Here is a 25,737-nt window from a genome sequence, read left to right on the forward strand (position 1 = left end):
GCCCTAGAGAGCATCTCCGGCGAAGACGGTCGCCGCGCAGGGCCGGTCCGCCCGCTTGAACAGCGAGCAGGCGCCCTCGGCATCCTGGGCATTGGCGAACGGCCCGGCAATCAGACGCCAGGCATTGTCCGGACCGCGAACGCGCCGGGGCTGAAGCCCTGCGACCAGAGCCGCGTGTTTCGTGAGATATTCTCGCCATAGCGGGCGCAGCTCGTCGCGCTTTTCTACGCTCCCTATTTCGATGCCGTATCGCGTGGAGCCGTCATTGGCCGCCGGGGGCAGGGCGACTGGATCCAAGGCCGCGACATCGGTGCGCTCCTCGACGACCGGAGTCTGCGCCGGTGCAGCGGGTGGGGCCGCGGCCGTGACGGGAGGCGCAGGGGGTGGCGGTGCGGCTTCAGCCGGTTTGGGGGGCGCGGGAGTCTCGGCAACGGCAGGCTTCGGCGGTTCGGGCGCGGCCATGGCAGGCTTCGGCGGCGCTGGCGGGGCAGCAGCCGCGACAGGTGGCGGCGCCGGCTTCGGCTCCGCCGCAGCCTCAGGCTTCGGTGCAGGAGCGGGCTCGGCTTGCGGCGCGGGCGCGGAGGGCGCGCCGGAAACGGCAGGAGCGGCTTTAGGCAACGGTTCCAGTTTGACAAGCGGGCGCGGCGCCGATGTCGAGACGGAGTTGGAGGGCGGCAGTTTCGCGGCCGGTCCAATGAAGCTCTCGATCGGGCGCAGCCGCTTGTCCAAAGTCGCAAGATGCTGTGAAAGCGTTTGGAGATTGGCGTCGATAACGCCCAGTTGTTCCGCCGACAGGCCTGCTTGGGCGGCTGGCGCGGCCGCGGTGGGTGCAGACGGCGCGGGCGCGGCCGTCTGGGCCGTCCGGCTGACAGCCGGTGCGGCGCCGGTGAAAAGCGTGAACAGGTAGTATGCGGAGAGGCCGCCGAGGGCGATCCACAGTACGGAGACCACGGTCCGGACCGTACCGGACGCGCCAACACGCCGTCGTGCCATGGGAAACCTCCTCTCGCCGTGCCCGCGGCGCTCGCCGCCGGCCGTATCCCGTCAGATCATTGTGCCGAAGCTGCAAATCGGAGATTACCCGCTTCATTCCAGGGGTCAATTTTTCCCGTACCGTAACCGTTTAATGCCAAGAATACCGGTTCGGCGTGGTGGCCCTTCGCCTCGCTATGCACTAGATAGGGCGCGGTTTCTGTAAAACGCGGGGGTGCCGGTCCGGCCTCCCGAAAGCGCATAGGGTTTACGAAGTCAGATGACACAGGCACTCGCCGTCGTCCTTGCCGCGGGCAAAGGCACCCGGATGAAGTCGGACCTGCCCAAGGTCCTCCATCGCCTGGCCGGTGCGCCCATGCTCGCGCACGTGCTCGGAGCCGCCGTGTCGGCGGGCGTTACGCGCGCGGCCCTCGTGATCGGCCCTGGCATGGATGCGGTCGGCGAGGCGGGCTTGTCGATCGTGCCCGAGGCCCAAGTCTTCGTACAGGCCAATCAAATGGGCACCGCCGATGCGGTGAAGTCGGCTGCGCCGGCCTACGAGGCGGCCGGCGGTCCCGTGCTGGTGCTTTACGGCGACACGCCGCTCCTGCGGGCCGAAACACTGAAGGCGGTCCTGGGCGAATTGGAAGCGGGCGCCGATCTCGTCGTCATCGGTTTCGAGGCGGCCGATCCGACCGGCTACGGCCGTCTGCTCTTCGACGACAAGAGCCGGCTTGCGGGCATTCGTGAAGAGAAAGACGCCACCCCCGCCGAGCGCGCGCTGACGCTCTGCAATTCGGGCATCATGGCCTTCCGCTCCGGGAAGACCCTGGTGGGACTCATCGCGCGCATCGGCAACGACAACGCTAAGGGCGAATACTATCTCACCGACGCGGTCGGGCTAGCGTATCAAGACGGGCTCCAGACGCGCGTGGTCCTGTCGAACGGCGAGGAGGTTCTCGGCGTCAACTCGAGGTCAGAGTTGGCAGTCGCCGAAGCGCTGGTACAGCGGCGGTTGCGCGCCGCCGCCATGGAGCAGGGCGCAACGTTGGTCGCTCCCGAGACCGTCTTCTTCAGCTATGACACCGTCGTCGGCCGCGATGTGCTCATCGAGCCCAATGTGATCTTCGGACTCGGCGTCACGATCGAAGACGGCGCGACCGTCAAAGGGTTCTGTCACTTCGAACAATCGCGGGTCGGTGCGAACGTGACCATCGGGCCGTTCGCGCGGCTGCGTCCGGGCGCCGATCTGGCGCCGGGGTCCCATGTGGGTAATTTCGTCGAGATCAAGAATTCGCACATCGCCGAAGGCGCGAAGGTCAATCACCTCACCTATATCGGCGACGCCACCGTGGGAGCGAAGGCCAATGTCGGCGCCGGAACCATTACCTGCAACTACGACGGCTTCGCCAAGCACAAGACACAAATCGGTGCGGGCGCGTTTATCGGATCCAACAGTTCGCTCGTCGCACCCGTCAAGATCGGCGACGGAGCCTATATCGGATCGGGCAGCGTGATCTCGAAGGACGTTCCCGACGATGCGTTGGCGCTATCGCGGGCAAAGCAGGAAGAACGCGACGGCTGGGCCGCGAAGGTTCGGGAGCGGCGCAACCGGGACAAGTCCAAATAGGTGTGGTCCGAGACTCTGCACCGCGCAGCCCGCAATAAAGCGATACAGCTCGTGAGTTGCGATGAAGCCTGCGCATGGCTAGCAACACTTAAGACCCGGAAAACGCATGGTGTATGACGAGACGATAAGGGGGTAGGGGACGATGTGCGGAATTGTTGGCGTCCTCGGTAAAGGCCCCGTCGCCGAGCTGCTGGTCGATGCGCTGAAGCGCCTGGAATACCGTGGCTACGATTCGACGGGCATTGCGACCGTGGGCGCGCGCGATATCGAACGGCGCCGCGCCGAAGGCAAGTTGCGCAACCTGGAAGCTTTGCTGTCGAGCGAGCCGCTCGCGGGCAACGCCGGTATCGGCCATACCCGTTGGGCGACCCACGGGAAGCCGAGCGAGGCCAACGCTCATCCTCACATGACTGACGACGTGGCGGTCGTCCACAACGGCATAATCGAGAACTTCCGCGAGTTGAAGGCCGAGCTCCAGGCAGAGGGTGCCGCCTTCACGTCCGACACGGATACGGAGGTCATCGCGCATCTCATCACGCGCGAGCTGCGTGACGGCAAAGACCCCATCGCCGCGGTCCATAAGGTGCTGTCCCAACTTCAAGGCGCGTTCGCGCTCGCGATGATCTTCAAGGGCTACGACGATCTGATGATCGCCGCGCGGCAGGGCAGTCCCCTGGCTATCGGCTATGGGAACGGCGAGATGTTCGTGGGCTCCGATGCGATCGCGCTCGCGCCCTTCACCGACAACATCGCCTATCTGGAAGACGGCGACTGGGCTGTCGTCACGCGCGAAGGCGTCACCATTCATGGGCGCGACGGTGCCGTGGTGGAGCGCGGCGTCGTCAAGTCTGCGGCCACCGGGCTCATCGTGGACAAGGGCAATTTCCGCCACTTCATGGCCAAGGAAATTCACGAACAGCCGGAGGTCGTCGGCCATACGCTAGCGCACTATTTGGATCTTGCGTCCAATCAGGTCGCGCTGCCGGACTTGCCCTTCGACTTCGCCAGTATCAGCCGGATGTCACTGTCGGCCTGCGGTACCGCCTACTATGCGTGCTTGGTGGCAAAGTATTGGTTCGAGCGCTGGGCGAAGCTGCCGGTCGATGTCGATATCGCCTCGGAGTTCCGCTACCGCGAGATCGCGATGGACCCAGGCGGCGCCGCGCTGTTCGTGTCCCAATCAGGCGAGACGGCCGATACGCTGGCCTCGCTCCGCTACTGCCGGGAGCAGGACCAGCATGTCCTGTCCGTGGTCAATGTGCGCGAGTCCTCGATCGCACGCGAATCGGACGGAGTGCTGCCGACGCTCGGCGGCCCCGAGATCGGCGTGGCCTCGACGAAAGCCTTCACCTGTCAATTGACCGTCCTCGCATGCTTGGCGATCGCGGCGGGCAAGGCGCGGGGCACGATCGGCCCGGAGCTCGAGGCCGAACTCGTCGAGGCGCTGGTGGAGGTGCCCCGGCACATGGCGGAGGTCCTTCGCGACGAGTCGCCCTACGAGGAATTGGCCCATAGCCTGTCGAAGGCGCGGGACGTGCTTTATCTCGGCCGCGGCACAAGCTACCCGATCGCGCTCGAGGGCGCGCTCAAGCTCAAGGAGATTTCGTACATCCACGCCGAAGGCTACGCCGCGGGTGAACTCAAGCACGGCCCGATCGCCCTGATCGACGAGAGCGTGCCGGTCATCGTGATCGCGCCGCGCGACGAGCTTTTCGACAAGACCGTCTCCAACATGCAGGAAGTCGCGGCGCGGGAGGGCAAGATCGTCCTCGTCAGCGATGCGGATCCCGCCAGCGCCGGCTGCGCGGTACAAACCACGCTGGCGGTCCCGACCGTTCACCCTTTCGTATCGCCGTTGGTCTATGCTGTTCCGGTTCAATTGATCGCGTATTACACGGCGGTCTTCATGGGTACCGATGTGGATCAGCCCCGAAATCTCGCAAAGTCTGTCACGGTCGAGTAGACTCCAGCCTCGGATTTGCCTGATTTCTTTGATTGAGCAATGGCATGGCGGATAATCAGGACACCGTCCGGCCGCGGAATTTGGGCAGCGTCGGACACCTCTTGCGGCTTCTCTCCGGAAGGCTTGCCCCTACACTCGGGGTGGCGCTGGGGGTGATGTGCGCTGTGGCCGCGCTGCCGGACACCGCCTTCTCCCAGGACATCGGTTTGCGGCGCGGCGAAGCCTCGCTGAGCGCCGGTCAATTCACGGATGCGGCACGCCAGCTTTCGGCGACCGTCAACGACCCGGACGCTACCATCAATCAGGTAGCGCAGGCCCTTTATCTGCGTGGCATCGCTTACCGGCGCGCCGGCTATCCGGGCCAGGCCGCGGCCGATCTCGGGGCGGCTCTGTGGCTCGGACTGCCGTCCTCAGACAAGGCGCGCGCCTATGTGAACAAGGGCCTTGCCTACCAGGCCGCCGGGATGGAGAGCCAGGGCGCATCGGCCATGGCGCAGGCGCGGCGCTACTCCAGCGCCAGCACCGTGCAAAAGCTGATCGCTCAGGACGGTGGGGTCGGTCCTGTCGCGACCGGGGGCGTCTCCAGCCTCATTCCCAGCGTCCCCAGCATACCCAGCCCCGGCGAAGTCTTCGAAAAGGTCGTCCCGAGTTTCGGCGCGCCGAAGACGGCGTCGCAGACCGAAGGCGAAGCAGCCCCGGCTGAGAACACGGGAATTTGGAACAAGATCGTGCCGAGCTTCGGGGCGTCCAATACGGCAGCGCAGAGCGCGACCGCGCCGGCCGGTGAGGGCGCTTCGGCGGCGGCCCCGCAGGCAGCCCCGACCTCGGGATGGGATGCGTCGGTGAGCGAAGGATCGGGCGGCAATGCCGTTTCGCGCTGGTGGGAGTCGGTCGCGGGCGGCGGCGCCCCGGCCGCACAGACAGCACCGGCCCCGGCGGCTCCGAGCGCGCCTGTGGCGAAAACGACCACGGCGACGCGGTCCTCGACGGCATCCTCCGCGCCGGCACAACCCCAGGCGGCACCGACTTCGGGTTGGGATGCTTCGGTGAGCGAAGGATCGGGCGGAAGCGGGGTCAAGCAATGGTGGAATTCGGTCACGGGCGGCGGTCAATAGACCCCAAAGGCGCGCATTCACTTCGATCCATAGACTGGTCATGACTTTCATCCCAATAGGCGCCCTCAGTGCAGACCCACCCGATCCGATCAGTCCAAGCCGCAAATGGGCACTTGTCAGCGCTGACAAGTTCGGCCATGCGTCACGGGCGGTCTTGGTCGCAGGTGCAATCCTGTCCAGACCCTGCACGTCGTAGTTCCCTCAATTTGGATTTTTCCCGAAGCCACACCCAAAGATGACCAATTCAGACGACAAGAACGCGGACCAGAACCCCGAGCACCACGATCCCGATTTTCCGGGTCTCGACGAAGACGATCACAGCCTGTTCGGCGCGCTCGAGCCGACATCCTCGCATTTCCTGGCGCGGCTTCGCGGCTACTTCCTCACGGGCCTCATCATCGTCGGGCCCGTGGCGATCACCATCTATGTGGTGTGGTGGTTCATCAACCTGGTCGACGGGTGGGTAAAGCCGCTCATTCCGAACTCGTACCTGCCGGACAACTTCCTGCCGTTCAATGTGCCGGGCGTCGGTCTGGTCTTCGGCATCGTCGGCCTGATGCTCATCGGCGCGCTGGCCGCGAACCTGTTCGGCCGGACCGTCGTGAGCTACGGCGTCATCCTGCTCGACCGCATGCCGGTCGTGCGCGGCGTGTACCGGCTCCTAAAGCAGATCTTCACCACGGTCTTCTCGAAGCAGGGGACGTCCTTCAAGCGCGTGGGCCTCATCGAGTTCCCCCGGAAGGGCCTCTATGTGATCGTGTTCGTGTCCGGCGATCCGCCCGGTGAGGTCAAGGAGAAGCTCAACGGTGAGGAACTCATGACCGTCTTTATGCCCAACGCGCCGAACCCCACGACTGGTTTCGTGATGTTCATGCCCGCAAAGGACGTGATCCTGCTCGACATGGCCATCGACGACGGCGCCAAGCTCGTCATCTCCGCCGGCCTCGTGGCGCCGAAGCAGAGCAAGCTGAAACAGCTGGCCGAGCAGGTGAAGAAGAAGCAGGGGGCGCCAACGGTCGTACCCCCAAAAGAAGAAGAGCCCGCCGCGTAGGGCGAGCTCTTCGGAGACGATCGTCGTTGAAGCGGCTGGCGCTTATTCCGCGCCCGCCTTCGTCACAGGCGGCGGCGACCACTTGCCTGTCAGCGCGGCAGACTTCGGCGCGTAGAGACGCATGGTCAGGTTGAACGGACCCTTGGGCGCCGGCAGCCAGTTCGCTTCCTTGTCCTTCCCAGGGCTCTCGTTCTGGAAGTACAGATCGAGCGATCCGTCGTCGTTGTACTTGAACGGCATCCAGTTCGAGACGGCGAACCGGTTCAGCGGATTGGCAACCTGGAAGCCTTTCGGGTCGTACAGCGTGATGGACCAGAACGCGTCGACGGGGGGAATCTCGTCCTTGTCGAAGTGGATCGTGTAGTTGTTGGCGCCGTCCAAGGGCTTACCGTCTTTGTCGCCGAAGTTCAGCGGATAGACGGCATCTTCCGGTACGTTGGCCCCCAGGCCCTGTTGCGTGATGATGGCGCGTTTCAGATAGTAATTGCCGTAGACTCCCATCGTGTCGGTGTTCATCGACCAGTAGTTCACGACTTCGGCCAGTCTCGGCAGCTTCCACGCCATCAGCTCTTGCGCCGCCTTCGGCGCTTGCGTGATGGCCGCCTTGACGACCGGATCGGCGTTTTCGAAGTCAAAGCTCTCGCCGCGCACAAGGCCGAGGCGCTCCATGCGGGAAATGATCGGCTGATCGGTGAAGTGCGGCGGGTGCAGCTTCAGAAGCTCGGCCGCATACGTGAAGAACTTCTCGCCCGACATCGTGTCGACCTGGGTCTTGGGCGGCGTCTTCATGTCGATATCGGGATCGATCTTCTTCGGTGCCGGTTTCCAGTCGTCGTTGTCGACCTCGGACAAGGGCCGGAGCTTGAGTCCGTCCTGAATTTTATGGACCGCATCGTAGTCGTCTGGACCATCCGTCTTGATGCGCCCGATAATCCAGACATACGGCGTCGGCGCGTCAACGCGCAGGGTGCCCTTCGGCAACCCTAGTTTCTCGTCGAGCTTCTCCCGAACGTCGGGGCGCCAGCCAGGCGGCGCAACAAGAAGCGTCTGCGCCTCGGTGCCCGTGGTGCGCCAGCCCGGGGAAACGAAAACGTCGGTCCACATATCGAGCATGGGCAGGAGATAGTACCGGCCATCGGTGTTCGGCACGGAAATAACCATCGGCTCGTCGGTGAGATCCAGCCAAGCAGCCGAATAGAGCGTATCGAAGTTCGGCCGCACCACCGTCTTCATATCTGCCGTGGGGTAGGCCGGTACGTTGACGAACATGTTCTCGGGGCCCGCAAACGCGCTGACCTTGTCCACATTCGTGGATTGCCGGCGAGTCAGGTCCATCGTCACCAGCGAGTAGAGGTAAGCATAGGCCTCAGTCGCGATGGCATTGGCTTCGTCCTGCGTGATTGCCTTTGCCGGTGTCGCGGCCACGGCCGCTGCCATGGCGGCGGGCAGAACCACGTTTCGCATTCGTCGGAATGCAGATCCGAGGGTGAACACGGTTGAAGTCTCCTTCTGCTGGGTGTTTTTCAAGTTTGCCAAAGTCGGTGTGATGCAGACGTTTAACGCCCGTTGTCGGTGACGAGTTCGATCTCGCTCGGCCGCCAGCTCTTGTCGAAGAACGACGCCAGCGGGCTGTAGAGGCGAAGGATGACGACCCAGCCCTTTTGAGGATCCGTCTGGATCCAGTTGGCGCGCTCCACGCCGTCGGGCTGCTCGGGAGAGAACCAGACGGTGGTCGAGCCGTCTTCAGCGGCCTTAGCCGCAGGCGACGGATAGTTCTGGGACCCGGCGCGAGGGTACTTTTGCGGCGTCTGCAGCATCGAGCGTGTTTGATTGTCGTAGAGGGTAAATGACCAGAAGGCCCCGGCGGGTATGCCTTTGGGGAGGGTCACCTTGTAGGTCTTGGCGCCGTCGAAGAAGTCGCCGTTTCCATCCTTGCTCGCAAAAAGGTACTGCGAACCGACACCTGTCAGCCGCATCGCCATTGCGGGCGTAATACCGGTCGCCATGTAGAAGAACGACGTCCGGGCATCGTTTTGCTTATAGCCCGTCGGCGGATAGGGCTTGGCGCCATCCTTGGTGATCTCCGGTAGCGGCGTCTCGAAGTTGTACCCGCCGGCGAAGAGCGGGTTCCACCACTGCGAATTTTCATAATAGAACCACTCCGGATTGCGGGGAGCGAAGCCGAGGGTGCGACCGGTCGCGTTGGCCGCGGCCACAGCGTCCGTCAGGATCTTCTTCATCCTGTCGTCCGGTGCAAAGTCTTGCCCCTTCTTGATTCCGATCGCGGCAATCGGCCCCATGAGTTCGGGGTCAAGCACCGCCGCGGGTTCGCTCTGCACGAGGCGGTCCAGCATTTCGTAGTAGCTGAAATCATTCGGCGGGATTGTGTTGATGGACAGCCCAGTACCTTCATGGAAAACAGGTGTTTTGGGCTCGGCGTTGCGGCCGAGTTCGACACCGCCTTCCAAGTAGCGGGCAATTGACAGTCCAACGCCTCCGGGCGCGTAGGGATAGATTTTCAGGTTGTCCTTGATGACTTTGACGGTGGGCGCAGGGTCATCCTTTGTCAGAAAGGAGCGACCCAGAATGATGACTCGGTTTGTTTTCGAGTGCCCGATGTAGAAGCCGTCTTGCGGCAGGTAGCCCTCATAGCCAGGTCCCACCAGCAGGTACTTGCCGCCCTCGCCACGGTCGGGGCCGGGCCGGCCGAAATCGCTGACCCACCGGAACCACATGTCGTCGAAAGTGCCGAGCGCGTCGGGCGGCGTTTCCACGACCATCGGTCCCTTCGAGAGATCGACGAAGCCAAGGTAGTAAACCGTATCCGCATTTGCCGTCAGGAACAGAGAATCGGAATCCATGAGCTCCGAGAACAGGAGGATCTCATTGTCCTTGATTCCCGCAGCCTCGAACCCTTCGAGCACCGCCTGCATGCTCACGCCCTTGAATGTGTCGGTAAAGGCACGGAATGCATAAGTGAAATCGAGATTGTCGTAGACCGCGGCGGCAGTATCAGCGCTGGGGGCGCCGTCTTTGAACTCAAGCGTGCCGATGCTCGTTTCGACCTTTTCGGGTGTCGACACGGACTCCAAAGTCTCTTGAGTAACCTGCGCGGCGGCGGGATTGATTATGGTGATGGTTGCGGCGATGCTGGCCACAAGCATGGAACGGACGGGGCGCATGACGTGTCTCCTTGGCACTTTTGTGGGGCTCGCTCAGGTGAGCCTAGACAGCAAAACGGCGCGGGAGCAGCCGCCCCCGCGCCAAATGTAACGGCCGAGTGTGACTAATAAAGGTCGCGGCCGGCATCCTCGGAGGTGCCGATCGCATCGGTTTCCTCGTCGGTCGGCGTCGTGGTCTCTTTGAAGGTCTCCTTCAACTTGTCCATGAAGGTCTCCTCCTTGGGAGCTTCTTCCGCCGGCTCGGCGGCCGTGGCGCTGTCGCCGGCGGCCTCGTCTTGAGCGTGAACCGGTGCCGGAGCCAGTCCGAAACCGACTAGCAGAAGACCGGCACAAAGCCCTGCAAGCAACTTTGTCATCTGAGTTTGCCCTTGAGAATTTGCTTTCACTGCTATGGCCCTGCGACTAGAGGGTGTGCCTTGGCGTCCGCTTCCTCAGAAGGCGTCAACTCGCCCGCTTGCTCAAGCGCCTTGATGCAGTCAGGCGACAGCTCATGGCCGTGCTGGCGCATGCACAGTGTCAGCAGCTCCGAGCCGATGCCGTCTTCGTTGCAGTACTTCCGATAGTCGACGTCGCAGTACTTTTCCTCCGCCGGAGTCGGCTCGCCGGCGAAGGCCGGAATGGCGAGAGCACCGGTCAGGACGGCGGCGATTGCTAGAATTTTCGTCATGTTTTCCTCACTAGAATAAATGGCAGTGTCAGCTTCTACATCCGTGCAACAAGGGGCGCTAGTAAAGAGCGGCGCGCCGGAACGTACGCCGCGCGACGCCCGCGTAGGACAGCGGTGTCAAAGGCCGGCCGATAATGTCGATGAAGACGGCGACCTCGGTGCCTTCGGCCGGCATCTCGCCTTCGATCACCTTGACCGTGTATGTCAGGGTGTCGTTGTCTAGGACCGGGTCCTTGAGCTCGACGACTGTCTGTTTCATCGTCTTGCCGTCGATAATGGAGACGTCGGCGTTCGGCGGATCGGACTTGAAGCTGTCCTTGCCCTCGCTCCAGAACGGGATGAACCTCGCCGTCTTCATGTTGCCGGCGATGCGCTCCGGACGGTCCGTGAAGAACAATGTCACAGGACTGACATTCTCCAGTTTCAGCGTGTTGGTGTCCGGGTCGAACGCCATGCTCTTGGCGGTCTGCACGAACAGGAAGTCGGCCTTCTTCTCCTCGGCGGCGTTGGCGACGAAGACGCCAAGAATAAGGAGGGTTGCTGCCAGCGCGGTGCCTACAGCACTGCGAGCTCGTATCGTCATCTCGGGGGTTCCCTCTAGGATTGTAAGCGCGTGACCCTATGCAGGGGCTCGGCTATAAGTCTTGCCATCTGGTGCCAAAAGGAACGGTCACGAATGTTGCAGGAGAGTTTTGCGCACAACCCGCGGACGCTGCTGCATATCGCACCGTATCTGCTGAGCCGTTCGGTCCCGCCAGCCGACATATTCAAACGGGTCGGTGTTTCGCCATCCGCGCTCCTGAATGCCGATGGCTGGGTGCCGCGCGATCTATGCTTCGCGCTCGGCAATGAACTCTATGCCGTCACCGGCGACCGTTTCCCCGGGGCCGATATCGGGCGCAGGTTCAGATTGACCGATCTCGGCACGTGGGGCGTCGCCGTCAGTGGAGCCCGCACGGTACGGGAAGCCTGCCAAACAGCCGTAAGCGGTGTCGGCCTCGTCCACCAAGGGACAGATCTACGGTTTGATGCCGACGGTGCCTCTGGCGTCCTGAGCATGTCGTTCGCCGGCCGCTCAGCCGCGCATCCACAACAGCACATCCTCGGCGCCCTTGCGGTTCTGCGCGGCATCGCGCTGCGTGCAGGCGTGCCGGAAGCCGTCGGCGCGCAGTTTGTCCAGCCTTACGAACGGGCAGGGGACCGGCTCGAGGAAACCTTCGGGCCCTCGCTCGCCTTTGGCTGTGACCGCGATGGGATCGTCGTCGACCGGGCCATCCTGGACTTACCGCTGCCGCCATTCGACCGGGCGACGCGGACCACCGATCCGTTGGAGACTGCCAAGCGCTTGGGCCTGTTCGTCAAGGAGCTTCTTCCCTATGGCGGCGTGACGATCGATCGCGTCGCCCGCCTGTTGCATCTGAGCCGGCGAACGTTGCAGCGGCGGCTTCGAGACTTTGGCTTCTCGTTCGAAGAGCTCGTCGACGACGTGCGGCGTGTAGAAGCCATCCGCCGGGTCGTCATAGGCGATGAGTCCGCGCTCGAAATCGCCTTCATGCTCGGCTATTCGGATCAGGCGCATTTCAGCCGCGCCTTTCGCCGGTGGACGGGGCTTTCGCCGCGGGACTATGCACGGCGCATCTAAAACACCCGCCGCTAGCCCGCGCGCATCAGCTTGACCGCGTCGTCCCGCTCGAAAAGGTAGAGCAGGAGCCGCAGCCGTTCACCGCGCTCGCCCTCGAAACGCGGCATGCGGGTCAGGCAAAGCCGCGCCTCGTCGCGCGCCGCCGCGAGTAGGTGCTGATGCTCGGGCAGTTGCGCGATCCGGAAGGCAGGAAGCCCGCTCTGCCGCGTGCCCAGCACTTCGCCGCCGCCGCGCAGCCGTAAGTCCTCCTCCGCGATCACGAAGCCGTCTTCCGTGTCGCGCATCACGTTGAGGCGCTCACGGGCGATTTCGCCCAAGGGGGCCTTGTAGAGGAGCACGCAGGAGGACTGCGCGGCCCCGCGCCCCACGCGCCCGCGCAATTGGTGAAGCTGCGCCAGGCCGAAGCGCTCCGCATGTTCGATGATCATGATCGACGCATTGGGAACGTCGACACCCACCTCGATCACGGTCGTGGAAACGAGCACGGACAGTTCGCCGGCCGCAAAGCGCGCCATGACGGCGTCTTTCTCTTTCCCCTTCAGCTTGCCATGGACCAAGCCAACCTTGTCCCCGAAGCGCTTGCGCAAATGGGCGAAGCGCTGCTCGGCCGCGGCGAGGTCGAGCGTTTCGGATTCGCCCACGAGCGGACACACCCAGTAGACCTGTGCGCCGGTGTCGACGGCGCGCTCGATCCCGTCCACGACCTCGTCGAGCCGCTCCAGGGGCACCGTCCGCGTCAGCACGGGTTTGCGTCCCGGCGGTTTCTCGTCGAGCCGCGACACGTCCAGGTCCCCGTAGCTGGTCAGGAGCAGCGTGCGCGGAATGGGGGTCGCCGTCATGACGAGGAGTTCGGCGCCCGCGCCGACGCCCTTCGCCTGAAGGGCGAGCCGCTGGTGCACGCCGAAGCGATGCTGCTCGTCGATCACCGCAAGACCGAGATCCTTGAACGCGATCGCCTCCTGAAACAGCGCATGGGTGCCGAGCAGGATGTCGATCTCGCCTGCCTTCAACGCGTCGAGGATCGCCAGCCGTTCCTTACCCCGTTCACGTCCTGTAAGAAGCCGCACGCGAAGACCGGCGGGCGCGGCGAAGCGGGAGATGGTGTCGAAGTGCTGGCGTGCCAGGAGCTCCGTCGGGGCCATCAACGCGGCTTGGTGGCCGGCTTCGACAGCCGTCGCCATGGCCAGCAGCGCGACGATCGTCTTGCCGCTGCCGACGTCGCCTTGCAGCAGACGCAGCATATGGAGCGGATCGGCCATATCCGCGTCGATCTCCGCGAGGGCGCGCGTCTGCGCGCCCGTCAGCGCAAAGGGCAGGGCCTCGAGGATTGTTTTGCGAATCTGGCCCCTCGCGGTGATTGGCCGGCCCGCGCGGCGCTTCATCGATTGGCGGAGGATGGCGAGGGCAAGCTGGTTGGCGAGAAGCTCGTCATAGGCGAGGCGCTCGCGCACCGGATTGGCCGGCAGGAAGTCGTGTTCGGTCTTGGGCGCGTGTAGCGACCTGATGCTCTCGGCGAACGAGAGCCAGTCGTTCTTTTTGAGATACGCCTCGTCGATCCACTCGGGCAAGTCCGGCAAAGCCTGCAGCGCGCCGTGGATGGCTTTGCGCAGGCTCGTATTGGAGAGACCGGCCGTCAGCGGGTAGACCGGTTCGAACTCCGGCACACCGCCGCCTTCCACGGGGGCAACGTGGTCGGGGTGAGGCATTTGCAGCCGGCCGTCATAGGATTCGAGCCGGCCGGAAATAATCCGGGTCTCGCCGACGGGAAGCAGGCGTTCCAGGTAGCGCTGGTCCGCCTTGAAGTAAACGAGGTCGAGGGCGCTGCTCTCGTCTTCCACCAGGATGCGATAGGGCGAGCGGCGCCCCTTTCGTCCGCCGCCCGGACGATGCTCGGCCACCCGCACGGTCAACGTTACGATCTGTCCCAGCGGGCTCTCGGCGATCGACGGCGTGTGGGCCCGGTCGATGAGCCCGACGGGAAAGTGCCAGAGAAGATCGATCAGGCGGGCATGGCCCCCCGTATCCGCACTTCCGGCACCCTTGGGCCCGAGGCCTTTGGGCGCTAAAAGTTTATTCAGCAGCCCTTCGATTCGCGGGCCGACGCCTTTCAGCGTGCGTACGGGTATGAAGAGCGGATTGAGCCGGGCCGGGCGCATGGGCCTAATCTATCAGGCGATTCGGGACGGGCTTGGTATCCCAATGCGCGGCTTTTGGATCGCAGGGCCGATGCTTTGAGTGGCGTGGCGCGGCCTTGACATCGAAAGGGCCGCTCTGTCTAACGCAGCAACGAGGATTGGAAGCTTGGATCATGTCGAGTGATCTTGGAATGCGGCGTCGCCGGGCCGTCTGGCGGGCTTCTCACAGGGGCACGAAGGAGATGGACTATCTGCTCGGCCGCTTCGCCGAGCAAGCCGTCGACAGCATGAATTCCGACGAGATCGCCGTCCTGGAGCGCCTGATCGACATGCAAGACCCGGAAATCGAGTTGTCCGTCTATGAGGGATACTCGCTGGGCGACAAGGATCTGGACACGCTGATCGTCCTGATCCGCGAGTTCCACAATTTTCCGGGAACCCGGCAGTAGCCGCGCCCGCCGAGTAAGCCGTAGCGTGATGAGTCCCAAAGATCCTTTGCCAGCCCTGCCTGTCGACCGCCTACTGGGCGGACAGTGCGCCATCGCGAGCGGCGTGCCCGAAGGGCTCGATGCCTTGCTCCTCGGGGAGCTGGCGCGCCATGCGGGTGCGCCCATTCTGCATGTGGCGCGGGACGGGCAGCGCGCGGCGACGCTCGAAGAGGCCATCCGGTTTTTCGCTCCCGATGTGCGTGTCCTGAGTTTCCCGGCTTGGGACAGCGTTCCCTACGACAGGGTCGGGCCCAACGCGGAGATCGTCGCCGATCGGATCGAGGCCTTGGCCGCCCTCGCGGCCCGGAAGGAGGGTGACACGACCCCGCTCGTGCTGCTGACTTCCGTGAACGCCGTCGTGCAGCGCGTGCCGCCGCGCGCCTTCATCGAGGCCTCCAGCCTGAACCTTCGCGCCGGCAATGTCTTGAATATGGGCAAGCTCGTGGAGCGGCTCGAATCCGCCGGCTATGTGCGAACCGGCACCGTGACCGATGCGGGACAATACGCGGTGCGGGGCGGCATCCTCGATCTTTTCCCGCCGGGCGGCCAGCCGGTGCGGCTCGACTTCTTCGGTGACACGCTGGAATCCATCCGCGCCTTCAACCCGGAATCCCAACGCACGGAGTCGCGCATCGAGGCGATCGACTTTCTGCCCATGAGCGAGGTGGCGCTGACGCCTGAAGTGCGCAGCGGGTTTCGCCAGCGCTATGTGGAATTGTTCGGGACCGTGAAGGGCGACGACCCGCTCTATGAGGCCATCTCGGCGGGCCAGCAGCACCAAGGCATGGAGCATTGGCTGCCGTTGTTCCATGAGCGGCTCGACACGCTGTTCGACTATCTGGCGGGCGCCGTCGTCACACTCGATCCGTTGTCGGACGATGCGCGCGAAAGCCGCCTGGAGCAGGTGGCCGACCACCACGACGCCCGCGCCGAGGCACTGGAGCGCAAGGCGTTCGGCGCGCCGCCGTATCATCCGGTCCCCGCCGACAGCATGTTCCTGACCGAAGCCGAGTGGCAGGGGCACTTGAGCGCCGCACCGCACGTGATCGCCTTCGACACGTTCGAGCGCCCGGAAGGCGACGGTGCAACAGTTGTGTCTTTCGGCGGCCGGCAAGGCCGGTCGTTCGCGCCGGAACGCCAAACCGAAGGCGCGAACGTCTTCGACGCGGTGGTGGCGCACACCAACAAGCTGATCGCGGCGAAGAAGGTCGTCGTCGTTGCCTGCTGGAGCACAGGTGCCCGGGAGCGGCTTGCGGCGCTGCTTGCGGAACACGGCCTGGACGGCACCGTTCGGGTCGAGACTTTCCCGGAAGCTGTTGCCGCGCCCCACGACGTCGTTGCCGTCGCCGTGCTGCCGCTCGAGACCGGGTTCGAGTCGCCGGGCCTCGCCGTCATCGGCGAGCAGGACATTCTGGGCGACCGGCTGGTGAGGAAACAGCGCAAGCCCAAGGCATCCGATGCGCTGACGGAAGCCTCCAGCCTCACCGTGGGTGATCTCGTCGTGCATGCCGATCACGGTATCGGCCGCTTCGTCGGGCTCAGCACGATCGAGGCCGTGGGCCAACCGCACGATTGTCTGGAGCTTCACTATCAAGGCAACGACAAGCTCTATCTGCCGGTCGAGAATATCGAGCTCCTGACTCGCTACGGCTCCGACGAGACCAATGTCGTGCTCGACAAGCTCGGCGGCGTTGCGTGGCAGTCGCGCAAGGCGAAGCTGAAGCAGCGCATCCGCGACATGGCCGAGAAACTCATCAAGGTCGCCGCGATGCGCGAGTTGCGCACGGCGCCGTCGCTCGCGCCGCCCGACGGCACATATGAGGAGTTCGCCGCGCGCTTTCCCTACGACGAGACCGAAGACCAGATGGCCAGCATCAACGCGGTGCTGGACGATCTGGCGAGCGGACGCCCCATGGATCGTCTCGTCTGCGGCGACGTTGGCTTCGGCAAGACCGAGGTGGCGCTCCGGGCGAGCCTCGTGGCCGTGCTCGCCGGAAAGCAGGTGGCCGTCGTCGTGCCTACCACGCTTCTCGCCCGTCAGCACTACAACACGTTCGTCGAGCGATTCCGGGGATTTCCCGTCCGCATCGCGCAGGCCTCCCGTCTCGTATCGGCTAAGGATCTGAGCGCGACCAAGGAGGCCTTGAAGAAGGGCGACATCGATATCGTCATCGGGACGCACGCGCTGCTCGGCAAGTCGATCGAGTTCGCCGATCTCGGTCTCCTCATCATCGACGAGGAGCAGCATTTCGGGGTCAAGCACAAGGAACGCCTGAAAGAGCTGCGGGAAGACGTGCATGTGTTGACGCTGAGCGCCACGCCGATCCCGCGTACACTGCAGCTCGCCATGTCCGGGGTGCGGGAGATGTCTCTGATCGCGACCCCGCCGGTAGACCGGCTCGCGGTGCGCACCTATGTGTCGCCCTTCGATCCCATGACGTTGCGCGAGGCCTTGCTGCGCGAGCGCTTCCGCGGCGGGCAGACCTTCTTCGTCGTGCCGCGCATTTCCGATCTCGACGAGGCCGCCGCTTTTCTCCAGGAGCACGTGCCGGAGCTTCGTGTCGCGCGGGCGCACGGTCAAATGGGTTCGACTGAACTCGACGACGTGATGAACGCCTTCTACGACCGGCAATACGATGTGCTGCTGTCCACGACCATCGTCGAGAGCGGGCTAGATATTCCGTCCGCCAATACTCTCATCGTTTGGCGCGCGGACCGGTTCGGGCTCGCACAGCTCTATCAGCTGCGCGGGCGCGTGGGCCGTTCGAAGATCCGCGCCTACGCCTATTTCACCATTCCCGCCAATGCGCGCATCACGCCGGCGGCGCAGAAGCGCCTCAAGGTGCTGCAGTCCCTCGATACGCTGGGGGCCGGGTTCATTCTCGCGAGCCATGATCTCGACTTGCGCGGCGCGGGCAATCTTCTCGGCGAGGAACAGTCCGGCCACATCCGCGAAGTCGGTTTCGAGCTTTACCAGTCGATGCTGGAAGAAGCCGTCGCTGCCTTGAGAGAGGGCGAGGGGGCCATGATCGAGGATCAGTGGAGCCCGCGTATCAATCTCGGCACCTCGGTTCTCATCCCCGACGCGTATGTGCCCGACCTGCAGGTTCGACTCGGGCTCTACCGGCGCCTGTCGGGTGTCGAGACCCAAGAGGCTATCGAGGCCTTCGCGGCCGAGCTGATCGATCGGTTCGGTCCGTTGCCGGACGAAGTGCGTCATCTGCTGGATGTGGTGGAGATCAAGAGCCTGTGCCGGCAGGCCAATGTCGAGCAGATCGATGCGGGCCCCAAGGGGCTTGTGGTGGCGTTCCGGGGCAACGAGTTTGCAAATCCGGAAGGGCTTATGCGCTTCATCAGCAAATATTCGCGCAAGACCAAGGTGCAGCCCGATCAGAAGCTCGTCTTCTACGGCGATTGGCCGAGTGCGGAGGATCGTTTGATCGGCGCGCGGGAGTTCCTGAAAGAGCTCGCCAAGATCGCGGAAGCGGCCAAGGCGGCGGCCTAGATCTGCTTCAGAATCTGATCGCGTAAAATGCGGCCGTGCGTATCGCGCGGGATGCTGCGCACGATCAGTAGCTTGTCGGGCAGCTTGTAGGACGCGACGCTGCGTTCATTGAGAAAGTCCCGAAGCGCCGCCAACGAAACCGGCATGGACGGGTCCGGAACGACGGCGGCGAAGATCCGGTCGCCCATGACGGGGTCGGGCAGGACGAAGCACGCGGCATCGAGAAATCTCGGAAAGGCCTGGTAAAGCCCGTCGAGTTCGGAAGCCGCAATCGTGAACCCGCCATGGTAGACGAGCTCGGGATCGCGCACGACGTGAAGACGGTCATTTCGCGTCTCGCCGGCCATGCCGGTTTCGACGAACCCTTGTGTATTGCGATCGGCAGTCTCGCCTGACGTTGCCGCAAGCGAACGGACTTTCGGCACCAACGGACCCCGAACGGCGATGGTCTTGGCGCCCGGCTCTGTCCCGGCCACGAGCGCCGTCTCGAGAAACGTGGTGGTCTCTCCCTGGTCCGCCATCTGGAATACGCCCGACGGCAGTGTCCCTCGGACGAGCCGCCGACTGTCGCGCTCGATCAGGCAAGCGAGATCCCCCAAAGGATAGAGATCGAAGCCGCCGCGTTCCGCCGGTGCTTCCGCAGACAGCCGTTCACCAAGGTTCGGCACGGACCAGACCCTGCCGACGTGCCGAAGGGCGCATTGGGGATCGGTCACGATGCCCTCATCCAAAAGCCGGTCCAGAACCGTGCCGGGCAGGGCGGTCACGGTCGCGCCCGTGGTCAAGATCTGCTGGACGAACACGGCATGGTCGAACGGGTCGTGCAGCGCCAGGGCGGTCCCGCCGATCAGCCACGGTGCGAGCCCCAAGGCGATGCCGATGGGCCCCGCGAGCGGATAGGGATTGAGAAGCACGTCGTGCCGGTCGAGGGACAACGCCATGACGGTCATTGCGCCCTGTAGCAGCAGGGCCTTCTCGTCGCGGAACAGGGGGACGACAGGTTCGCCGGCGCGGGCCGTGAAGGTGATCAGCGCTGGCCCAGAGTTCGCACGCGGCCCGAAGCCCGCCGGCGGGCCATCCAGGATCGCATCGTCGAGAGACGAGACACCGTCGGGAAGATCGGCGCCGAAGCCCATGACAAAGCGGATGGACAGCCGGGTGGCCGCAACGTCGCGCAAGAGGTCGGCCGGGCGCTCGCCGGCGCAACTCGACATGCCGATGAGCGCTGCCGGTTCCAGCATGTCGCACGCCTTGGCAAGCTCCGTGGCGCGCCACAGCATCGGAACGGCGGCGACGGTGAGCCCGGCACGCCAAGCGGCCAGCAAGGTGAGCGGAGATTCGACAAGGTTCGGAAGCTGAACGACGATGCAGTCGCCGGGGGCGAGACCCAGATGCGCAAAATACGCAGCCATCGCCTCGACGGCGATTTCGGCCTCGCCGAACGACAAGCGCCGGGGCGCGGATGGCGCCAGAATCCGGCGGTTCGGAGGGTCGAGCAGTGCAAGAGCGTCAGGTGCCTGCGCCGCATGCCGCCGCAACAGTCCGGCCGGCGTAATACGGGCATTGTCTTGCGGTCTGTTGGGCTGTGGTGCGGCTAGGCTCGTCATCGTCCAAATTCGTTTGCGGCTCAAGGTCGTTGTCGGCGCTTACTAATTCATCGAGTGCTACGGCTTTCGGGTTCCCCTGCGGCCATCCTGATCTTGGTCGTACCACCACGTATCGACTTGGTAACCGTAGAGCGGAGTCTCGTTCGGCCGTTGCAGCCGGGTCCAGCGGGCGACCCACTGATCCGGTAGATAGAATAGCGGCACGACGTAGTCACCGGACAGGAGAACCCGGTCCAAGGCCCGCACGGCTGACACGAAATCCTCCCGTGTCTTGGCTTCGAGCATAGCGGCGATCATCGCATCGACGGCCTCGTTCTCGACCCCCGCCAGATTGAACGACCCTTCCGTCTTGGCAGCCTGGCTGCCCCAACGGAACGACTGTTCGTTGCCGGGGGACAGCGAGGCGCCCCAATAGTTCGGGATCATATCGAATTCGAAGGTCTGCTTGCGGCGCTCATACTGCGCGGAATCGACTTGGCGGATGCTGACATCGATGCCCACCCTCTTGAGCGCATCCGCATAGGTGAGGAGCAGGCGTTCTTGCGAGCGGGTGCGCGCCAGGATCTCGAAGGTGAACGGTTCGCCCGTCTCGGCGTTGACGAGCGTGCCGTTGCGCAACACGTAGCCCGCCTCGTTCAGCAGCTTGAGCGCGGCGATACGGCCCTCGCGATTCTGGCCGGCCCCTTCGCTCGCCGCGAACGAAAACGTTCCGTCCATGATCTCGGGCTTCACGGCGTCGGGGAAGGGGGCCAGGAGCGCGCGCTCGGTCGCATCCGCCGGGCGGCCATGGGAGGACAACTCCGAACGCGCGAAATAGCTCTGCGTATAGGCGAAGAGGTCGTGATAGAGCGTCCGGTCGATCCAGGTGTAGTCGAAGAGCCGGATCAGCGCCTGCCGCACGCGCGGATCGGCGAAGATCGGGCGGCGCGTGTTGAAGACGAGGGCCGACATGCCTGCCGGCGTCTCGATCGGCAGGGCTTCGGTCACGACCTTCCCCTGGCGCAAGGCGGGAAAGTCATACCCTTGCGCCCAAAGATTGGGCGAGAGCTCCTCCCGAAGATCGACGAGCCCGGACTTGAACGCCTCGAACATCGAGCTGGCGTCCCGGAAGTAGTCGACGCGGATCTCATCGAAATTGTAGCGGCCGCGATTGACGGGCAAGTCGCGCCCCCAATAGTTGGGATTGCGCTTGAAGGTGAGGCTCTTGCCGGGGTCGACCGCGTCCACGACATAGGGCCCGCTGCCGAGCGGCGGATCGAGCGTGGTCTGCTCGAAGCTCTCGGGCGTGAGCGCATGGCTCGGGAGGATCGGCATCAGGCCCATGATCAGCGGCATTTCCCTGTCGCCGGAGTCGTCGAAGGTGAACCGGACCGAGCGCTCACCCGTTTTTTCGACCTTCACGACCTTCTTGTAGTAGGAGCGATGGTTCGGACGCCCGTGGTCCCGCAGCACCGCATGGGAGAAAATGACGTCCTCCACGGTAATCGGGGTGCCGTCCGAAAACTTGGCCGCAGGGTTAAGCGTGAACTCGACCCAGGACCGGTCCGGGGGCGTTTCGATGGATTCGGCGATCAGGCCGTACAGCGTAAAGGGCTCGTCATAGGCCCGGGCCATCAGGGTTTCGTAGACGTATTCGCGCACGCCGTCGCCCGAAACACCCTTCACGATGAACGGATTAAGGTTGTCGTACGAGCCCTGCTGGGCAAATCGGGCCTGGCCGCCCTTGGGCGCGTCTGGGTTGGCATAGGAAAAGTTTGAAAAATCGGCATGCTCAAGGGGCTCGCCATGCATGGCGATTCCGCCTTTGGGGTCCGCCAGGGCTCCTGCAGGGCAGAGCAGGAGTCCCGCGGTCAGGAGCAAAATAGGGGCTTTCAACGATGACCTTGGATGGCTATAGATGCCAGCGCGTTACGCTATTGAGCTAAGGGTAACATTCCTAACCAAGAAATCTTATGCCGTACCTAATCCTTCCCCAATCTAGATCATCGGAAGATTGAGAGTGCGGCGAGCCCGAGACAGCGGTTGTTAGCCACGCCCGCGCCGCATTTCGGGTATTGACCCTAACGAGAGAGAATGGGCACCGGTAGGGCCGGCGGATCATTGCCAGTCCAAATATAGAGAGAGGAAAGGTCGTTTGATGATCTGGTCCAAGGATCGCTGGAATAGTATTGGCCGCACTGCGGCGCGTCATGTGCTGGGCGCAAGTCTCTTGGTGCTCGGCATCACGTCCGCCAGTGTGCTCGCGACGGCCCAGCAGCCCAATTCCTCCGCCGCACCAAAGGGTGGCGCTGCGGCGCCGGCGGCGTCTGCGCAACCGTCCTGGGTCAAGCTATGCGTGAAGAACGAGCAAACCGGCAACAAGCAGATCTGCCTGATCCAGCACGAGACCTTCGATCCCAACATGGGCATCGTGATGGTCTACGCGGCCATCCGTACCGTGGAAGGCGATCCCCAGAAGCAGTTCATCGTTCGCATGCCGACGGTGTACTCGCTTGTCATGCCGACCGGCGCCCAGGTTGTTGTCGACAAGGAGCAGCCGACACCGATGGCGTTCTCGGTCTGCTTCCCGGCTAGCTGCCAAGCCGACATGGAACTGACGGACGATCTCCTGGCCAAGATGCGGTCGGGGCAGCAGATGGTCGTCGCGGCAATGAACGTGCAGAAGAAGACCATGGCTTTCCCGGTTCCGCTCACCGGCTTTTCCGCGGCTTTCGATGGCCCGCCCACCGACACCGCAGCCTACGAGCAGCAGCGCCGCCAGACGATCGAGATGTATCGCCAGCGCCAGCAGGAACTCGCCGCCAAGGCCCGTCAGGGTCAAGCCGGCGGCGCCCAGCAGCCTGGTGCGGCCCAGCAGCCCGGCGCAGCGCCGCAGCAATAGAGCAGCGGGCGGATCGAGCCCGTCCAACACAGTTCAGCGGGCCGCGCAGGATTACCTGCGCGGCCTTTTTTGTGGCCGCTGGGGATCTTGCGCGGTTCCAGTGTTCAAGGACGTGAGGAAACCAGCCGGCGGAACGGCGGCAGGGGCCGGATCAATGTTCCTGGACGAAGCGGAAGCGGAACACGCCGTCTCGCAGGTCCTCGAAGAACTCCGGGATTTGCGGGTGCCGCAAGGGCTCGTCGGACTCGTCCGGCAGCAGGTTCTGCTCCGAAACATAGGCCACGTATTCCGTTTCGGCGTTCTCCGCGAGCAGATGATAGTAGGGCTGGTCCTTTGCCGGCCGAACGTCCTGCGGAATGGACGCGTACCATTCTTCGGTGTTGGAGAAGGTCGGGTCCACGTCGAAGACGACTCCGCGGAAGGGATAGACCCGGTGGCGGACGACTTGACCGATCTGAAATCGTGCGTTTCGAACCGTAGACATCATTCCACAGATAAGATCGCGGGTGCGGGACAGTGTCAACGCGGGATCACAAGACCTTAGGACCAGCGGCGATTTGACCACATGAACTGTTCCGGGTTCTCCCGGATCCATACTTCGAAATAGCGCTGGATCGCGGCCGTGATGGCGCGAATGTCCTCGGCCTGATTCTTGGTGCGGGGGATCCTGAGCTCATTGACGTTGACGTCGAACACTGAGCGGTTCCCGATGCGGACGCACCGGCCGATCCAGATGCGGGCGCCCACCCGGCGCGCGATCATGGCGGCGATCGGCATGCTCTTGGCGAGATGGCCGAAGAAGGGGACTTCGATTCCGTTGCGGTCGTACAGGTCCGAGATGAAGCCGAGCCGGCCGCCCTGGCGGACATAGTCCATGATCAGCCGCGCGGTCTTCTGTGTCTCGTCGTCGCCAGCGGTGCGGCCGCGGCCGAAAAGCCCGCCCGGATAAAGGGCTTGGCGCTGCCGCCGAAGATAACGGTCGACATAAGGATTCTTCACGGACCTGTAGACGCCGGCCGGGCGGACGCCCGCGAGGGTTACGGGCCACATGCCGATTTCCCAGTTGCCCATATGCATGGTCACGATCAGAGCCGGACCCATCTTGTCCTTGTAGCGCCCGATCCAGTGGCCGTTGGTGACGTGCAGCCGGCTCGGATCCTTGATGATGCGGTCGATGTTCATCGTCTCGACCATGACGCGGCCGAGATTGTCCCAGGCGGCAACGGCGATGCGCTCGCGCTCCTCGAGCGACTTCTCGGGAAAGGCACGTTCCAGATTGGCCAGGGCGCGCTTGTGGCGGCGGTTTCGCTTGCCCAGGACCCGCCAAAAGAAGGCGGAGATATCGCAGGCGGTATCGAGCGGCACGAGACGGACGAGTCCGATCAAAAACCGAAGACCCGCATACTCGAGCCGGTATTTCAGATCGGTCGCGATGGACGTGTCGAGTGAGTTCGCCAAGTGTCAGCCTTCGGTCGTTCGATTTACGTGGGAAGCGCCGGGACGGTTTTGGGCGGCGTCGGGAAGCGCAACGTCTTGAAGAAACTCCGAAGCGACGTCAAGCGGGCAGGCTGTCGACGGGGCGCATGAGGCGGGGCAGATCGGCGGGCGGCGTCGGGAAGCGCAACGTCTTGAAGAAACTCCGAAGCGACGTCAAGCGGGCAGGCTGTCGACGGGGCGCATGAGGCGGGGCAGATCGGCGGGCGGCGCAAGTCCAGCCTGCATCACCATCCGCTTCAGAGGCGCGAAGGCGTTGAGCCCGGTCAGAACCGCGCTGCGTGCCAATTGCACGGGAAGAAGCTTGGTCAGCAGGGAGCGGCCCAAAAGATCGACACCGACCGTGCGCGACAGGACATCGAGCTGACGCGCCTTGGCGTATTGGGCCAGAACCGGCGCTCCGCCGGGATCCCGGTCATGCCGCAAGGCATCGGCGACGCAATCTGCAAGCGCAGCGGCATCGCGAAGGCCGAGGTTGAGGCCCTGGGCGCCGATCGGCGCCATAATATGGGCAGCCTCTCCCACGAGAGCCGTGCGGTTGGCCGCCATTTGCTTGGCGGTGAGCCCCGCGACGGGAAAGCTTGCACGCGGACCGACGTCGGAGATCACCCCGAGGGTCTCGTCGAAGCGCTCTTGGAGCCGCGCGGCGAAGCTGGCCTCATCGAGTGCCATCAAGTCTGCGGCGTCCTCCCGGCTGGTGACCCAGACCAGGCTGGACGTGTTTTGATCCGGTGTCGGCACGCTCGTGACCGAGCCGCCCTCCCGGTGGAGCTCCGTCGCGACCCCTCGATGGGGCAGGCTGTGGCGAAAGCTGGAGGCGATGGCCGCCTGCTCGTAGCGGACGTCCCGCGTTTCGATCTTCGCCGCCTGCCGGCAGATCGAGCGGCGGCCGTCGGCGCCCGCGACGAGACGGCACGCGAGCCGGTTTCCGGACGGGAACGTCAGCATGGCCCGGTCGGGGCCGAGGTCTACTGTCTCGACGGGCTCGGGCGCGAGACGCGGCAGAACTGCGCGCGCGCGCTCGTAAAGGACCGTATTCAAGGCGGTGTTCGCTATGTTGAAGCCGAAGCTGTCGAGCCCCAGCTCCCGGGCTTCGAAGGCGATATCCGGCGAGCGCAGCAGGCTGCGCGAGGCATCGACGATCCGGATGGCCGTGAGCGGCGCTGCATCCGGCAGCAATCGCTCCCACACGCCGAGGCGCTTCAGGAAGTCCACGGAACTCGTCAGCAACGCCGCCGTGCGGGTCTCGGGTCTAGCGGACGCGGTCGCCGGCGGCGGGGGGCCGGCGAGGGCCACGGCCGCGCCCACGTGGTGGAGTGCAAGGGCGGTCGCGATGCCGGCGGGACCGGCGCCCACCACGACGACATCGAACATCGGACTATCCGGCGGGAGTGCACTCATCGAC

Annotated in this window: 20 protein-coding genes; 8 read left to right on the forward strand and 12 right to left on the reverse strand. The window is 64.1% G+C overall.

From position 1 onward, the window contains the following. Nucleotides 1–3 precede the first annotated feature (3 nt). Nucleotides 4–993, reverse strand: coding sequence for an SPOR domain-containing protein (locus GL4_RS16745; RefSeq protein WP_156137490.1), 990 nt, complete (start codon nucleotides 991–993; stop codon nucleotides 4–6). Nucleotides 994–1,252: 259 nt separating this feature from the next. Between GL4_RS16745 and glmU the strand changes: the two genes are divergently transcribed. The 4 genes from glmU to GL4_RS09245 all read left to right on the forward strand — a co-directional run bounded on the left by glmU (nucleotide 1,253) and on the right by GL4_RS09245 (nucleotide 6,731). Continuing rightward, complete coding sequence (glmU, locus tag GL4_RS09230) at nucleotides 1,253–2,602, forward strand: bifunctional UDP-N-acetylglucosamine diphosphorylase/glucosamine-1-phosphate N-acetyltransferase GlmU (protein ID WP_045366859.1); 1,350 nt, start codon at nucleotides 1,253–1,255, stop codon at nucleotides 2,600–2,602. Nucleotides 2,603–2,744: 142 nt separating this feature from the next. Next, a complete protein-coding gene (glmS, locus tag GL4_RS09235) occupies nucleotides 2,745–4,565 on the forward strand; it encodes a glutamine--fructose-6-phosphate transaminase (isomerizing) (protein ID WP_045366861.1) in 1,821 nt (606 codons plus the stop codon). 44 nt (nucleotides 4,566–4,609) lie between these two features. Beyond that, nucleotides 4,610–5,680, forward strand: a complete 1,071-nt coding sequence (locus GL4_RS09240) for a tetratricopeptide repeat protein (RefSeq protein WP_045366863.1) — start codon at nucleotides 4,610–4,612, stop codon at nucleotides 5,678–5,680. A 235-nt stretch (nucleotides 5,681–5,915) separates the two neighbouring features. Next, entirely contained in the window at nucleotides 5,916–6,731 is an 816-nt protein-coding gene (locus GL4_RS09245) for a DUF502 domain-containing protein (protein ID WP_082025592.1), read from the forward strand. Nucleotides 6,732–6,773: 42 nt separating this feature from the next. Here GL4_RS09245 and GL4_RS09250 read toward each other — a convergent pair whose 3' ends face one another. From GL4_RS09250 to GL4_RS09270, 5 genes are all read right to left on the reverse strand, one after another. After that, nucleotides 6,774–8,195 (reverse strand): DUF1254 domain-containing protein, encoded by a 1,422-nt coding sequence (locus GL4_RS09250; protein ID WP_045366865.1) that lies wholly within the window; start codon nucleotides 8,193–8,195, stop codon nucleotides 6,774–6,776. Nucleotides 8,196–8,287: 92 nt separating this feature from the next. Continuing rightward, nucleotides 8,288–9,913, reverse strand: a complete 1,626-nt coding sequence (locus tag GL4_RS09255; RefSeq protein ID WP_156137492.1) for a DUF1254 domain-containing protein — start codon at nucleotides 9,911–9,913, stop codon at nucleotides 8,288–8,290. Nucleotides 9,914–10,017: 104 nt separating this feature from the next. After that, on the reverse strand, nucleotides 10,018–10,269 hold the full coding sequence (locus GL4_RS09260) for a hypothetical protein (protein WP_045366869.1): 252 nt from the start codon (nucleotides 10,267–10,269) through the stop codon (nucleotides 10,018–10,020). A gap of 32 nt (nucleotides 10,270–10,301) precedes the next feature. After that, a complete protein-coding gene (locus tag GL4_RS09265) occupies nucleotides 10,302–10,580 on the reverse strand; it encodes a hypothetical protein (protein ID WP_045366871.1) in 279 nt (92 codons plus the stop codon). A gap of 58 nt (nucleotides 10,581–10,638) precedes the next feature. Then, entirely contained in the window at nucleotides 10,639–11,163 is a 525-nt protein-coding gene (locus GL4_RS09270; RefSeq protein WP_045366873.1) for a hypothetical protein, read from the reverse strand. Between the two features lie 93 nt (nucleotides 11,164–11,256). On the opposite strand from GL4_RS09270, the gene GL4_RS09275 reads away from it, so the two are divergent. Then, nucleotides 11,257–12,222: a helix-turn-helix domain-containing protein gene (locus tag GL4_RS09275; protein WP_045366875.1), complete on the forward strand. Its 966-nt coding sequence runs from the start codon at nucleotides 11,257–11,259 to the stop codon at nucleotides 12,220–12,222. Between the two features lie 11 nt (nucleotides 12,223–12,233). Here the strand turns inward: GL4_RS09275 and recG are convergent, their stop codons facing one another. Beyond that, nucleotides 12,234–14,378: an ATP-dependent DNA helicase RecG gene (gene recG / locus GL4_RS09280; RefSeq protein ID WP_045366877.1), complete on the reverse strand. Its 2,145-nt coding sequence runs from the start codon at nucleotides 14,376–14,378 to the stop codon at nucleotides 12,234–12,236. Between the two features lie 152 nt (nucleotides 14,379–14,530). Between recG and GL4_RS09285 the strand changes: the two genes are divergently transcribed. Together GL4_RS09285 and mfd are read left to right on the forward strand one after the other, a co-directional pair. After that, a complete protein-coding gene (locus GL4_RS09285; protein WP_045366879.1) occupies nucleotides 14,531–14,806 on the forward strand; it encodes an FAD assembly factor SdhE in 276 nt (91 codons plus the stop codon). Between the two features lie 28 nt (nucleotides 14,807–14,834). After that, on the forward strand, nucleotides 14,835–18,350 hold the full coding sequence (gene mfd / locus GL4_RS09290) for a transcription-repair coupling factor (RefSeq protein WP_045366881.1): 3,516 nt from the start codon (nucleotides 14,835–14,837) through the stop codon (nucleotides 18,348–18,350). Here mfd and GL4_RS16750 read toward each other — a convergent pair. Both GL4_RS16750 and GL4_RS09300 read right to left on the reverse strand, forming a co-directional pair. Next, complete coding sequence (locus GL4_RS16750) at nucleotides 18,347–19,957, reverse strand: AMP-binding protein (protein ID WP_052464315.1); 1,611 nt, start codon at nucleotides 19,955–19,957, stop codon at nucleotides 18,347–18,349. The two genes, mfd and GL4_RS16750, sit on opposite strands and share 4 nt — an antisense overlap. A 57-nt stretch (nucleotides 19,958–20,014) precedes the next feature. Next, a complete protein-coding gene (locus GL4_RS09300; RefSeq protein ID WP_082025785.1) occupies nucleotides 20,015–21,748 on the reverse strand; it encodes an extracellular solute-binding protein in 1,734 nt (577 codons plus the stop codon). 346 nt (nucleotides 21,749–22,094) lie between these two features. On the opposite strand from GL4_RS09300, the gene GL4_RS09305 reads away from it, so the two are divergent. Then, entirely contained in the window at nucleotides 22,095–22,838 is a 744-nt protein-coding gene (locus tag GL4_RS09305; RefSeq protein WP_045366885.1) for an invasion associated locus B family protein, read from the forward strand. Between the two features lie 151 nt (nucleotides 22,839–22,989). Here GL4_RS09305 and hspQ read toward each other — a convergent pair whose 3' ends face one another. The 3 genes from hspQ to GL4_RS09320 form a co-directional block, all read right to left on the reverse strand. Further along, nucleotides 22,990–23,322: a heat shock protein HspQ gene (hspQ, locus tag GL4_RS09310; RefSeq protein ID WP_045369875.1), complete on the reverse strand. Its 333-nt coding sequence runs from the start codon at nucleotides 23,320–23,322 to the stop codon at nucleotides 22,990–22,992. Nucleotides 23,323–23,378: 56 nt separating this feature from the next. Beyond that, nucleotides 23,379–24,296: a lysophospholipid acyltransferase family protein gene (locus GL4_RS09315; RefSeq protein ID WP_082025593.1), complete on the reverse strand. Its 918-nt coding sequence runs from the start codon at nucleotides 24,294–24,296 to the stop codon at nucleotides 23,379–23,381. Between the two features lie 192 nt (nucleotides 24,297–24,488). Further along, a complete protein-coding gene (locus GL4_RS09320; RefSeq protein WP_045366887.1) occupies nucleotides 24,489–25,733 on the reverse strand; it encodes an FAD-dependent monooxygenase in 1,245 nt (414 codons plus the stop codon). Nucleotides 25,734–25,737: the final 4 nt, after the last annotated feature.

Source organism: Methyloceanibacter caenitepidi, from assembly GCF_000828475.1.
Classification (GTDB): domain Bacteria; phylum Pseudomonadota; class Alphaproteobacteria; order Rhizobiales; family Methyloligellaceae; genus Methyloceanibacter; species Methyloceanibacter caenitepidi.